Annotated in this window: 8 protein-coding genes; 4 read left to right on the top strand and 4 right to left on the bottom strand. The window is 51.1% G+C overall.

Going from position 1 to position 13597, the window contains the following annotated elements:
- Window positions 1-68: 68 nt before the first annotated feature.
- Together QWY20_RS13240 and QWY20_RS13235 are read right to left on the bottom strand one after the other, a co-directional pair.
- The gene (locus QWY20_RS13240) at window positions 69-1505 is read right to left on the bottom strand and encodes an IS1182 family transposase (RefSeq protein ID WP_330129486.1); all 1437 of its coding nucleotides are present in this window, start codon (window positions 1503-1505) and stop codon (window positions 69-71) included.
- A 117-nt stretch (window positions 1506-1622) separates the two neighbouring features.
- Window positions 1623-3062 carry an SLC13 family permease gene (locus QWY20_RS13235; RefSeq protein WP_330129485.1) on the bottom strand — a complete coding sequence of 480 codons (1440 nt, stop codon included), beginning with the start codon at window positions 3060-3062 and terminating at the stop codon, window positions 1623-1625.
- A gap of 110 nt (window positions 3063-3172) precedes the next feature.
- Here QWY20_RS13235 and QWY20_RS13230 point away from each other — a divergent pair, with 110 nt between their 5' ends.
- Both QWY20_RS13230 and QWY20_RS13225 read left to right on the top strand, forming a co-directional pair.
- Entirely contained in the window at window positions 3173-4138 is a 966-nt protein-coding gene (locus QWY20_RS13230) for an aldo/keto reductase (protein WP_330129484.1), read from the top strand.
- Between the two features lie 152 nt (window positions 4139-4290).
- Window positions 4291-7338, top strand: a complete 3048-nt coding sequence (locus tag QWY20_RS13225) for a diguanylate cyclase (protein ID WP_330129483.1) — start codon at window positions 4291-4293, stop codon at window positions 7336-7338.
- A 14-nt stretch (window positions 7339-7352) separates the two neighbouring features.
- On the opposite strand, the gene QWY20_RS13220 is transcribed toward QWY20_RS13225, so the two are convergent.
- Window positions 7353-9560 (bottom strand): hypothetical protein, encoded by a 2208-nt coding sequence (locus QWY20_RS13220; protein ID WP_330129482.1) that lies wholly within the window; start codon window positions 9558-9560, stop codon window positions 7353-7355.
- Window positions 9561-9792: 232 nt separating this feature from the next.
- On the bottom strand, window positions 9793-11427 hold the full coding sequence (locus tag QWY20_RS13215) for an electron transfer flavoprotein-ubiquinone oxidoreductase (protein ID WP_330129481.1): 1635 nt from the start codon (window positions 11425-11427) through the stop codon (window positions 9793-9795).
- 351 nt (window positions 11428-11778) lie between these two features.
- Between QWY20_RS13215 and QWY20_RS13210 the strand changes: the two genes are divergently transcribed.
- Both QWY20_RS13210 and QWY20_RS13205 read left to right on the top strand, forming a co-directional pair.
- A complete protein-coding gene (locus QWY20_RS13210; RefSeq protein ID WP_330129480.1) occupies window positions 11779-12534 on the top strand; it encodes an electron transfer flavoprotein subunit beta/FixA family protein in 756 nt (251 codons plus the stop codon).
- Window positions 12531-13457 (top strand): electron transfer flavoprotein subunit alpha/FixB family protein, encoded by a 927-nt coding sequence (locus QWY20_RS13205; RefSeq protein ID WP_330129479.1) that lies wholly within the window; start codon window positions 12531-12533, stop codon window positions 13455-13457. Before QWY20_RS13210 ends, QWY20_RS13205 begins: the two co-directional genes overlap by 4 nt.
- The last annotated feature ends 140 nt before the right edge of the window (window positions 13458-13597 follow it).

The following is a 13597-nucleotide window of genomic DNA, read 5'->3' as shown; positions in this document are numbered from 1 at the left end:
TTTTTTAGCCGGGGTTTGTTTTTTCTGGGTAGCGATCCTGGTTGTACGCTCGTTTGCACCCTTGGTCGTTAAATTGCCAACTCACCACCATGGACAGGTTGAACTTGCCTAATCAGCCTCTTAAACATGAATACGGCGTTTTTATAGCCGTAAAAATGCGATAAAAAGGCCAGCAAGGCCATTTTCTTGATGTTCTGCGCGGCTGCCGCCAGCAGACATTGCATCTGCACCTTAAACAGGCCTCTAAAGCGTGCATAGCGATGGCCATGCTGCTGTTTTGCATCTGCGAAGCTGCGCTCTACCGTCTCTTTTCGTCGATGGTAAATCTTTTTACCCCAACTGGTCAGGCGTATCTCCTGCACGTGCTCCTTATCCTCTTCCCACACATGCCGCGTGATGATTTTAAGTGCCTTCTTACTGCTGGTGCATTGACTGCGTAGCGGGCAATGCAGGCAGATTTTCGGGTTGGAGTGATAATGCCGGTAGCCTTCCCGGTTGGTTGTCCGGTAGGTCAGGAGCTCTCCGTTTGGGCAACGGTACGTATCGCTTTGTTTGTCGTAGATGAAGTGCTTTTTCTTAAAATCATTTTTGCTGAAGTTCGGCCTACGATACGCGATGACCGGCGCGATTTGCCGCTCGCGAACAAGGTGGCACACCGGTGCGGTAAAGTATCCTGCATCCAACCCAACGGCTATCGGGTCGAGTTTGAATCGCTCAAGCTGCCGGTCGAGGCGTGCGATGTAAGGCTGACTATCATGCACATTGCCTGCGGTCACGAAGGTGTCGGTGATGAGGCCATGACGGCCATCGACAGTGCGATGGTCGAGGTAGAAGAAGCCTTGTGGTTTGCCTTCGCGTGTCATAAAGCCACTGTCCGGGTCTGTGGTGCTGACTTTCTGGTCTTTTGTGGTGGCTTTTGATTCGGCTGTTTTCAGTGGCTTTTTATCGTGGGCGAGCCGGTCTTCTTCAATGGCTTTGTTCAGTTCGTCGATGTAGGCCGAGGTACTGGCATGCACTTGCTTGTTGATGGATTTGCGCTTGTTAGCGCTGGCTTTTAAATGCGTGCTGTCGGTGTACAGGGTGGTGCCACCTATCAGGCGTTTCTCGATGGCCTGCTCCACAATACGGTCGAAGATACGTTGGAACACATCGGTACCATTAAAGCGATGGATCCGATTTTGGCTCAGGGTAGATGCGTCTGGTACCTTTTCAGTCAGGCCCATGCGTAAGAACCAGCGGTAGGCAACATTGACCTGAATTTCCTGCATCAAGCGGCGTTCACTGGGCACACCAAACAAATAGCCAAGGATCATGATTTTAAATAAGCGAACTGGGTCAATCGGCGGACGGCCGTTGTCTTTGCAGTACAGATGTTCGACTTCTTCACGAATGAATTCGAAATCAATGGCGGCATCGACTTTACGGACGAGGTGGTCTTTGGGGACAAGCTCTTCGAGCGTGACCATTTCTAATTGGTACTGTTGAGGTGAGGGAGTTTTGAGCATAGAAGGTAGCCTCTAAATCAACTACCCCTATTAGATCAAAGTCCTGGATCTACGTCCAGGACTTTGTCATCAGTCTGATGCAGCCTAATGGCTGCTTTTTTGCTTTAAACCTTTAGTTCAGAAGCTGAAAACCAACTCCACCAGCCAGTAGCAAAACAATGTAATTACGGCGATGGCCATGATGTTGAGCGCAAAGCCTGCTTTGACCATATCGATAATTTTGAGTTTGCCGGAGGCAAAGACAATGGCGTTGGGTGGGGTGGCCACCGGCATCATAAAGGCGCAGCTGGCAGCGAGAGCGGCCGGCACGACCAGCATGGCGACACTGGTATCCAGTGCCAGCGCGACCGGGCCGAGCAAGGGCAAAAAGCCCGCTGCGGTAGCGGTATTGCTGGTTACTTCAGTCAGAAACACGATAATGCTGGTGACCAAAAGCACCAACAGCAGAATACTGATGCCATCCAGGCCACCAACCTGCAGGGCGATAAAATCGGCCAGGCCGGATTTCTGAATTTGCCCGGCCAGCGCCAGGCCGCCGCCAAACAGCAGCAGAATGCCCCAGGGCAGTTTTTTCGTATCTTCCCATTGCAGAATACGTTGGCCGCTGCGCCAGTTCACCGGCACAATAAACAACAGGCAGGCTGCCATGATGGCGATAATGGTATCGTCCAGTGGCCAGCCGGTTTGGCCTTGTACAAACTCCCGCGAGATCCAGCCGACGGCTGCGAATAAAAAGATCGCCAGCACCCGCTTTTCGCCATCGCTCATTCGGCCCAACTGTTGCAGTTCATCGCGGTATAAATCTTTGGTATCGCTAAGCGTGACCTTATCCAGCTGAAAAGACAGCTTTGTGAGCCAAAACCAGCACAGCACCAGCAAGAGCGAAGCAATAGGTACACCTATCAGCATCCAGCGGGCAAAGCCAATCTGAATATCGTAATTGCTTTGCAGGTAAGCCGCGAGCAGCGCGTTGGGTGGAGTACCAATCAGGGTAGCGACACCACCAATGCTGGCAGAATAGGCGATGGCCAGCATCACAGCCGTATCAAACCCCTGATTCTCAGTGCTTTGGTTTTGCTGCAGCGCCAGAATGGACAAGGCAATCGGCAGCATCATCACCGAGGTGGCGGTATTGGACATCCACATGGATAAAAAGGCCGTGACAAACATCAGGCCCGCCACTTGCTGGCTGGGCTTGCTGCCGACAATCAACATCACATGCAGCGCAATACGTTTATGCAGCTGCCAGCGCTCCATGGCAATAGAAAGTAAAAAACCACCCAAAAATAAGAAGATCAGTGGGTGAGCGTAGGGGGCAGTAACAGCGCCTAAAGAGTCCAGTCCAAGCAAAGGCACCAGAATAATGGGCAACAAAGATGTAACCGGGATCGGAACAGCCTCACTGATCCACCAAATCGCCATCCAGAGTGTTAAAGCCGCCATCAGCCAGGCATGCTGGCTCATACCGCTAAAAGGGACATCCAGGCTGCTAAGCAGCAAAAAACTGAGTGGGCCTGCCAGCAAGGAAAACAGATAGGTTGGTTTTTTCGAGGTCATGCAATGTCTATGGTTGTTATATGCTTTTGCTTTAGTCTAAGTCTATGCCAGGGTTCCTGCAATAATGCTATAGTGGCAAACAAGTTTTCTGCTGCAGTAAGGTGCAATCTATGGACTTTCCTTTACAGGCGATTTTCCCAGCAGCCAGCAAGTTGGTGTATGGCTGTATGCAGTTGGGAGGGGATTGGGATAACCATGCCCTCAGCCGTGAACAACGTCAGCGTGCATTTGCGGCACTGGATGCTTCCATCGATGGTGGCATCACTTGCTTTGATCATGCCGATATCTATACGCTGGGTAAATCAGAGCAGGTGTTTGGTGAGTATTTACGTCAATCCAATACCCCGCGCGAGCAACTCTTTATTCAAAGCAAGTGCGGGATCCGGCTGGCAACCGGGACCCAGCCCGGTTACTACGATTTCTCGGCCGGGCATATCCGCCAAAGTGTCGAGGCGTCATTGCAGCGCCTTGGCTGCGAGTATCTGGACTTACTGCTGTTGCACCGGCCAGATCCCCTGATGCAACCTGCGGAAGTTGCGGCCATATTTTCTGAGTTACACCAACAAGGCAAAGTGCGGGCTTTTGGGGTTTCCAATATGGCCTGGCCACAGCTGAAGCTGCTGCAAAAAGCTCTGGATAGGCCGCTGGTTGCCAATCAACTCGAAATGAGCCTGGCCAACTACCATTGGCTTGAAGAAGGGATATTGACCGGTATGCCGGCAGGCAGCGAGTGTCATTTCTCGGCGGGCACTGTCGAGTACTGTCAACTGAACAACATTCAACTGCAAGCCTGGGGTAGTCTGGCGCAGGGTGTATTCAGCGGGGGGCGCTTTCCACGTAACGATGCTGAGCAAGCGACAGCCCGCCTGGTGCAGCAGCTGGCGGGTGAGTATCAAAAGCCGCCGGAGGCCATTGTACTGGCCTGGTTGATGCGTCATCCTGCAGCCATACAACCGGTGATCGGTTCATGCTCGGTCAGGCGGATCCAGGCTTGCCAGCAAGCCATGGCTGTTGAGCTAACGCGGGAGCATTGGTATTCACTCTATAGCTCGATTCGGGCTGCTGCATTGCCCTAGTGGTTTTATCCACCAATGCTACAGTGGTTTTGCTGGATGAAAGAGTGCTAATGACACCGGCTGGTTTTGGAAATTGTGCCATACTTGCACTAAAGACAACAACACCAACGAATGTTGATACCCGGATCTGTTGCTAAGGGAGAGCTGCCTAGATGCTGACACGCTGGTTGTTCGTGCTCCAGGGCTTGTTACTGCTGCCACAGATGGTGTTATTGGCTTATGCCTCGCCTCAGCAAACTGTTCAGACTCCCATTCTCTATAGTCAGTATCATCAACGACAGTGGAATACGGTGGATGGGATGCCACAGGTTTCAGCGCTAAGTATGGTCCAGGACGCAGATGGTTATCTCTGGGTTGCTACAGAAGGTGGCTTGGCCCGCTTTGATGGGTATCGCTTTACCGTGTTTGATGGTCAGAGTTCACCGCTGTTTTTAAACCCATTGTTGCGAACCTTGTATCACAGCAGTGATGGTACCTTGTGGGTTGGTAGTTCCAGTCGTCTTATCCAGCGAAAAGGTGATGAATTTCAGGAGTTTTTTCATCAGCAGCAATCAATTGGCAGCGTTGAAGCTATCGCAGAGTTTGATGGCATGCTGTATGTTGGTGGTGACTCGCTGCATCAAATTACTTTGCCTGAGCATCAGGCAACTGCAATCACCCATGAGTCCGGTCCAATCACGGCGATGTTAACTACCCCGGAGCGTTTGTGGGTTGCTCACACCGACTCACTGGCGTATATCGAACAGGGTGTGTACCACCATTATCCTGTCTCGGATCTGCTACCGCAGCAACAATTGTTGCATTTAGCCTGGCATGATGGTCGTCTGCTGATTGGCACCAGCAAAGGCCTGTATCAATTGGCGGCCACCGGGCGAATTAGTCCCTATCTGGTGAATGGCGAACCCATTACTGAGCCGGTACAGATGCTCTACCAGGATCGTCACCAGGTGCTCTGGTTGGCTATAACGCAGCAGTTGTGGCAAATCCAGCGTGGACAGTTGCTTGAACAGATTAGTCAGCTTGAGAACACTACCAGGCCCTGGTTTGTTGCAGCTTTTGAAGACAGGGTCGGCGATCTCTGGTTGGGGAGCCGAACTCATGGTTTGCAGCGACTGCGCTACGATGGTAGTCGAAATTATGGTGTGACAGCGGGTTTGAAAGAGCCTTATATCTGGGCGTTACTGGCTAGCGATTCAGGCTTGTTGGTGGGGGGGAACAGTGGTTTGTATCACTGGGATGGTCAAGTGTTTAGTCGTATGGATCTGGAGGATTTGCTACCAAACCCAGTGGTGTATACCCTGATGCAGGATGCTGAGCATAACCTGTGGCTTGGTACCCGACGAGGCATGGTGACGGTGGAGCCGCAGGGGCAGTTGCTTCGGCAGTATCCGTCACTGGATCATCTGCAAATCAATGGCATGTTGCAAGCTGCTAATGGTGATGTTTGGGTGGCAACCTTTGCCGGCCTGTTTCGTTGGGATGGTAAGCAGTTGCACGATGAAACCAGCACCTTAGGCATTCAGAGCCCCCGCATCCGGATGATTTTTATCGACCGGCAACAGCGACTGTGGATCGCCACTGCCGAGGGGCTCTATCGATACAGTGAGGGTCGCACTGAGAATTTTGCCGATGATGCACTACTTAGCAGCACTTACGTTTCTTATGTCGGGCAGTTAGACGATGATCGCATTGTTATCGGGACCTTCCAGACCGGGATTGCGGTAGAAGCTGCTGAGGGATGGCACTGGCTGAGCGCAGCTCAGTTGCCAGCACCCTCGGTATTATTTATTGGCCAGCAACAGCAGCAGCTTTATGTGTCAAGCTTTAACGGGGTTTATCAGTTGTCACTTGACTCCTTATTGCCAGGCAATGAAGTGCAGGCCAGGGTGTTGATTGATGATTTTGGCCTGGAGTCCAATGTGGATGGTGTGCGTTGTTGCAATGGGGCCGGTAATAATAAAGGTGTATTGCGGGGACAGCAGCTTTTCTTACCAAGCCTGAATGGCTTGGTGGTACTGGAGGTGCAGGCTGATGCTGAGGGTGTCAAGTTACCACTACCAAGGGTAGAAGGCATTGATATCGAGGGTCAGTGGTTCAGCCAGCCTCCGGCTAAATTACCGCTTGGTAGCCGTAATCTGCGTATTCAATACACGGCGCCCTGGTTTTACCGCAACAGTGCTTTGCGTTTTCGTTACCGCCTGCAGGGTTATGACAGCAGTTGGACTGAGGTGATTGAGCGACGGGAAGCCTTTTACACCAACCTGCCTGCGGGCCGTTATCATTTTGAGGTTCAAACCAGATTGAGTGACAGCAACCAATGGAGTGAGTCTGCGCGGCTTAGTCTGGAAGTTCCGGCTTTTTGGTACGAGCAGTGGTGGGCGCGTCTGTTGACCGGGCTGCTGTTGCTCAGCCTGGTATGGCTTATCTACCGCTATCGGTTACGTACTCTGGAGCATGCCAGGCTGGAGCTAAGACGAAAGGTCGCTGAACGAACTGCAGAGCTTAACCGGGCGAATGAGCAGCTCGCAGCAGCCAATCAGCGTTTGCAGCAAGTCAGTGTCACCGATGCACTGACCGGGCTGCATAACCGGCGTTATCTGAATGAGGTCATTGATCATTTACTGGCACGCAGTGTCCGAAAACAAGAGGGGTTTTATTGCCTGTTAGTGGATATTGACAACTTCAAGCTACTGAATGATCAGCTCGGCCATGCTGCTGGCGATGACATTCTGGTGGCTATGGGGCAGTTGTTAAGCCAGCAGGTGCGAAGCTCGGATCATTTGGTAAGGTGGGGCGGTGAGGAGTTTCTTATTGTGCTGGATTTGACCGATCCGGTGCACGACTTTATGCAGCGTTTAATGCAAGCTATTGCCGATCATTCCTGGCCGCATCAGGCAGAATTACCTGCAGCCATTAGTTGCTCTGTCGGTGTGTTTTTTCATCCACCAGAGGGTTTTCAATGGAATTGGAGTAGCAGCCTGATCTTAGCAGATAAAGCCATGTTCATAGTGAAACAGCATGGCAAGTCTGGCTGGTTGCAGCTTGAACCCAACCCGAAGGCTCCGGCTGAGCTTGCGGCTTTGGTTGTCAAACTTACCCCTGAGCAATTGCTGCAAAGTGGTTGGTTTGATTGCCAGGGATCAACCGATACCCTGGCACGTATTCAACCCGGTTTAAGCAGCAACACCATCGAAAGCTAATGAGGGTGTTCAGCTCAGGTTGAGTCTTTCTGCTTCTCTTTTTTTGTGCTTTGCTGGTTAAGTGAAATAACCCGGGTTTTGCTGATTTTATGCCGGTATATTTCCCGCAGGTATTTAATGGCTTTTTTCACACTATCACGTGATAAACGAATATCGTTGATGGAGATAAACTTATCCTTGCTGTGGATCAGCTCACGGTACTTTTTCTCATACATCGGCTTAATGGCGTACCAGTTGGTGTCGAGAATTTTTGCCGGGTTCTCAAACTCATTCAGCATGCTATCGACTTTGGCTTCATCGAAGTCCTCACTGCGGATAAATTCCAGCATGGCCTCATCCAGTTGCTCATCAAAGCGGTAGCTATCTTTGGCGAAGCAGCGCTTGATATAGGCCACAATCAGGGTCAGGAAATCATCGCTCAAACACGGGCTTTTCACAATCAGAGTGGTCAGTGAAATATTGGCCGAAGCTCCAATCACCAGGGCATAGCGTTTTAAGGTGGTGTTGGGGAATAGGTTGTTCAGATGCGACTTCAGCTTGTTCAAATCCATGTAAGACAATTTGTAGTCTTTAGGCAGCGATACGATAGAAACCACGGAGGAACAGTTTTTAAAAAAGTGCAGGTCTTTCAGCTCTGTCGCATCGTAGCCATTTTTCTGGTAGCTGGCCAGAGTCGCGCGGTAGCGATCCGACTCAATGGGCAGCAAGCTAATACCCTCAATGGCTTGCGTCACTTTATTAAAGTGCGGCAGGTCAATGGAGCGGAAGAATAAATCATCGATATTCAACCCACTGGCCTGCTGTTTGTCGAATAGCTTCAGTTTTTCCTGACCAGCGCCTTCGGTTGGGATCACCGACTCGGCATAAGCAACAGCAACCGGGCCTGCCAGGCTCATAAAGAGATCATTGGCATCCAGCCGGATGGTTTCACCGATATCGATGCCGGCCCGGCGGAAATAGTTTTCGTCGTAATCGGTGGTGACTGCCTGGGCGGTTAGAATATTAAAAATTTGCTGCGAAATGTATTGATTGGCGTACTTCTCCATGGCATTGACATCGATATGCTGGATATCGCCATCGTCAGTTTCCTCAGCATAGCGCATAATGTCGTTCGAAATCAGCATCATGGCATTCCAGGGGCGGATCCGGTGCATTACACTGGCATCGCTGCTGTCTTCCTGATCGAAGTTGTAGGAAAAATCCCATTCTTCAGCCAGGTATTTGCACAGCAGACGGCCGGCGTTGATGTGCAGTGCCTCGGACATTTCCACGCCATGGTCGGAGATATTCGGCAGGATACAAATACCGCTGGTAAAGATAGGCTCAAACACAAAAGAGTGACCGCGGTTTTCTTCGTTTTCCGGCAGGGTGCGGGTGTCGAAGGTTTTGCTCATGTAGGCGTATTGCTGGGCCAGACCAAATTCGGAGGCCATGCCGGAGCCGGTACCACCGCCTGCGCTGAAAATATAGAAATACAGCCTGGACTGATTGGCTTTGATGCCACAGGAGTCAATCAAATACGAGTGAATAAACTTCCAGTCGGCATTGGAAAAGCGCTGAGTATCTTTGTTCAGAATGATTTTCGCCAGGTATTGTCCGAGAATAGGAGCGTTACCGGCACCACCAGCATGCACTTCAGACAAGTCCATAATTTTCATTTTGGTGTAGTCGTGTAAAAAACCACTGGACTCGCCTTTATTGGAAAAACGAATGCGTCCTTCAATGTCTTTGTCCAGATCGCCCAGCATTACCAGGGGTTCAATCAAAAAAACCGGCTTCAAAGCATTGGATTGCTTTAAATGCAGGCTGCGCTTAATCCAGCGCATAGGCCGGTATTCCTGTTCCCGGTTTTGTTTTTCTTCGTTGTTAAATTCGCTCAGGTAAAAATTCCGGGCGTTGTAGACCAGTGAAGCCACATCCAATGCGATATTCGAACCACAGCGGCCCAAGCCTATCAGGCACACGGATGGAAAGTGTTGCTGCTTTGGGGCACTGATTTCATGTTCAACGCCGCTGGTTGGGAACACCGTTTGGCGTAATGCATCCAGATTGGCCAGGATACGATTCAGGTCGCGCTCGGTGAAGTACATGTATCGCTCACCGCCAAAGGCAACGCCAGGTGGCTGCACCTTGTTGCTTGGGGCTGGTCGTACTGCAATCACCTCATCATGCAGGTCGTCCTGGTTTTTTTCCGGTTGAGTGATCGGTGTTTTCGTGGCCATAGCGCATCTTCCTGCATCGGTTTTTTAATACAACTGTGCACTAAAAGTAGACGCTTTTTCAGTTGAATACAATGCTTAACCTGCCCTGAACTGGCTGAAAAAATAACATAAAACGGATCTGAGCGGTTTTGGTGAGTTTTGCTGCATCTGGTCTTTGGCGTGTTGGGATCGGGCCGCCTGAAACGGTTAGCAACAAAAAAGGGAGCGCAAGGCTCCCTCTGTAATGTGATCATTACATGTTGGGGTAGTTTGGGCCACCCGGGCCCTCTGGGGTCACCCAGGTGATGTTTTGTGCCGGATCTTTGATGTCGCAGGTTTTGCAGTGGATGCAATTTTGCGCATTGATTTGAAACCGCGCTTCGCCGTCGGCTTCCTCAATGACCTCGTAGACCCCTGCCGGGCAATAACGCTGCGCAGGTTCAGCAAAGCGGGGCAGGTTTTGGCTGATTGGGATGCTGGCATCTTTGAGCTTCAGATGACAGGGCTGCTTTTCCTCATGGTTGGTGTTGGATAAATACACCGACGATAAGCGATCAAAGCTCAGCATATTGTCCGGTTTAGGATAAGTGATCACCGGGCACTCACTGGCAGGCTTGAGCTGCGCATGATCCAGTGATTCATCTTTAAGGGTCCAGGGCAGCTTACCGGCAAACCAATTTTGCTCGATGGTGTTATAGGCACCACCCCAGAAAGTGCCAAACTTGTGCATAGCCGGGCCAAAGTTACGCGAGCGGTACAGCTCATCATAAAGCCAGCTTTGCTCAAAGCGTTGCTGATGGCTGGTTAAATCCTGCCCGCCTGCATCGCCGCTTTGCAGGGCTTCAAAAATGGTTTCAGCCGCCAGCATACCGGATTTCATGGCAGTATGGTTGCCTTTGATTTTGGCAAAATTCAGTGTGCCGGCCTCGCAACCCGCTAACAGACCACCTGGGAAACTCATTTTGGGTAAGCTGTTTAGGCCTCCTTTGGCGATGGCGCGGGCGCCATAACTGACCCGCTTACCGCCTTCGAGGTACTGCTTCATGATTGGATGTTGCTTAAAGCGCTGAAACTCTTCAAATGGGCTTAAGTGCGGGTTGCTGTAATTCAAATCAACAATCAGACCGACCAGGACTTGTTGATTCTCGGCATGGTACAAGTAACCACCACCACTGGTGTCTTTATCCAGCGGCCAGCCGGCGCTGTGAACCACCAGGCCAGGGTGGTGTTTGGATGCATCCACATCCCAGATTTCTTTAAAGCCAATGGCGTAATGCTGTGGCGAGCAGTCTTTATCCAGTGCGTAGTGTGCCAGCAATTGCTTACCCAAATGGCCGCGGCAACCCTCGGCAAAGATGGTGTACTTGGCGCGAAGCTCCATACCGGGTTCAAAACTGTCTTTTGGACTGCCATCCACATCCAGTCCCATATCGCCGGTGATAATGCCTTTAACTACACCTTCTTCAATGATGAGTTCTGCTGCCGGGAAGCCGGGAAATATCTCTACGCCCAATTGCTCGGCCTGTTCTGCCAGCCAGCGGCAGACATTACCCATAGAAACGATGTAATTGCCGCTGTTGTGCATGGTTCTTGGTACGGCAAAGCCCGGTAGTTTTTTGGCCTGTGTCTCAGATTGCAGCAGATAAATGTCGTCGTGGACCACCGGCGTATTCAGTGGTGCGCCTGAGGATTGCCAGTCTGGCAGTAACTCTTGCAAAGCTCTGGGTTCAAACACCGCGCCGGATAGAATATGTGCGCCCACTTCCGAGCCTTTTTCCACCACACAAACCATCAGCTCCTGATTGGCTTGCTGCGCCTGTTGCATCAATCGGATAGCGGCCGCTAAACCCGCCGGGCCTGCACCTACTATGACTACGTCAAATTCCATCGATTCTCTTTGCACGTCCACAGCTAACCTCTTTTGTCGTTGTCTTTGTTGTTGTCTTTGTCCTGCAGGGAAATAAAGGAATACCCTGTTGCTGGCAGTGTTACCCTGATCTTTATCAAATTCCCACTGGTTTCATGATGCCTGCTACTCGTCTGCAAGTGAAGTGGATGTTATTATTTACAGCGAATCCAGTACCAATCAACACGAAACAGACTGTAAAGCCTATTGCAGGTTGACGTTAACGTCAACAGGAAGTAGATTGTGAGCCTGTTCTGCTGGATAAGTTTACCTTCACGTCAACCAAGCTGCCAGTAGCAGTTGGCTGTTTCCCCTGTGTAATGTGAGGAATCTATGAAAATATTAGTGCCGGTCAAACGGGTTATCGATTACAACGTCAAAGTGCGGGTTAAAGCCGACCAGAGTGGTGTGGACTTAACCAACGTAAAAATGGCACTGAATCCGTTTTGTGAAATTGCCGTGGAAGAAGCTGTGCGGCTAAAAGAAGCGGGCAAAGCAACCGAAGTGGTGGTAGTTTCTATTGGCAGCAAAGCTGTACAAGAGCAACTACGAACTGCGCTGGCACTGGGCGCTGATCGCGCCATTCATCTGGAAACTGAAGTGGATTTGGACTCACTGCAAGTGGCCAAGCTGCTTCACAAGCTGATGGATAAAGAGCAGCCGGAATTGATTATTATCGGCAAGCAAGCGATTGACTCCGACAACAACCAGACCGGCCAGATGCTGGCGGCCTTAGCTGGCATTGGCCAGGGCACTTTCGCCTCCAAAGTAGAGCTTACTGCCGACAACAAAGTACAGGTCACCCGGGAGGTCGATGGCGGCTTGCAAACCGTGGAATTGAGCTTACCGGCTGTGGTCAGTACCGATTTGCGCCTGAATGAACCGCGTTATGCCTCTTTACCAAACATTATGAAAGCCAAGCGCAAGCCGTTGGATGTGATCCCGGCCGCCGAGCTGGGCGTGGATCTGGTTTCCAAGGTCAAAGTGCTGAAGGTTGCAGCACCGGCCGGTCGCAGTGGTGGCATCACGGTTGAATCGGTGGCGGAGCTGGTAGACAAATTAAAGAATGAAGCAAAGGTGATCCAATGAGCATCCTGATTATTGCAGAGCATAACAATCAACAGTTAAAGCCAGAAACCCATAAAACGGTGCAGGCTGCGCAGCAAATGGGCGGTGATATTCATCTGCTGGTGGGGGGTGCCGATTGTCAGGCGGTTGCTGAACAAGCTGCAAAACTGTCCGGTGTCAGCAAGGTGTTGGTGGCTGATCATCAAGCTTATGCTCATCAGTTGGCTGAAAATATGGCTGCGTTGGTGCTGGAGCTGGCTTCTGGCTATAGTCACATTCTGGCCGCCGCTACCACCACGGGTAAGAATTTCCTGCCGCGTGTGGCTGCTTTGCTGGATGTCGCGCAAATTTCCGACATCATTGCGGTTGAGTCGGCCGATACCTTTGTCCGGCCAATTTATGCTGGTAATGCTATTGCGACCGTGCAATCAGGCGATGCTATTAAAGTGATTACGGTGCGTAGTTCTGCCTTTGATGCCGTGGCAGAAGATGGTTCGGCCAGCATTGAGACGGTGAGCTTGGCGAAGGATCTGGCGGTTTCTGCTTTTGTCAAAGACGAACTGACCGTATCCGAGCGTCCTGAGCTGACCGCTGCTAAAGTGGTGATCTCCGGTGGCCGTGGCATGCAAAATGGCGAAAACTTCAAGTTGTTGGAAGGCATCGCCGACAAACTGGGTGCTGCGATCGGTGCATCCCGAGCGGCGGTTGATGCTGGCTTTGTGCCAAATGATATGCAGGTTGGCCAGACCGGTAAGATAGTAGCACCTGACTTGTATATTGCTGTTGGGATCTCCGGTGCGATTCAGCATTTGGCCGGGATGAAAGACTCCAAGGTCATTGTGGCCATCAACAAAGACGCCGAAGCCCCAATCTTCCAGATTGCGGATTATGGTTTGGTGGCAGATCTCTTTACCGTTCTCCCTGAGCTCGAAGCTCAACTCTAAGATCAATTCTAAGCTTAAACAGGCAGGTACAAATCCACTTGTACCTGCCGCTATACCTCTTTATTCTTAGCGTACTCACTGCTGCATGATGCCTGCTTGCATTTGTGCTGGCTCCCAGCCTGCTGCGCTGCATGCGAAAT

This window comes from Alkalimonas cellulosilytica (assembly GCF_036325985.1).
Lineage (GTDB): Bacteria > Pseudomonadota > Gammaproteobacteria > Enterobacterales > Alteromonadaceae > Alkalimonas > Alkalimonas cellulosilytica.
The sequence above is the reverse complement of the archived record's forward strand: the minus strand, read 5'-3'. Positions and strand labels throughout refer to the sequence as shown.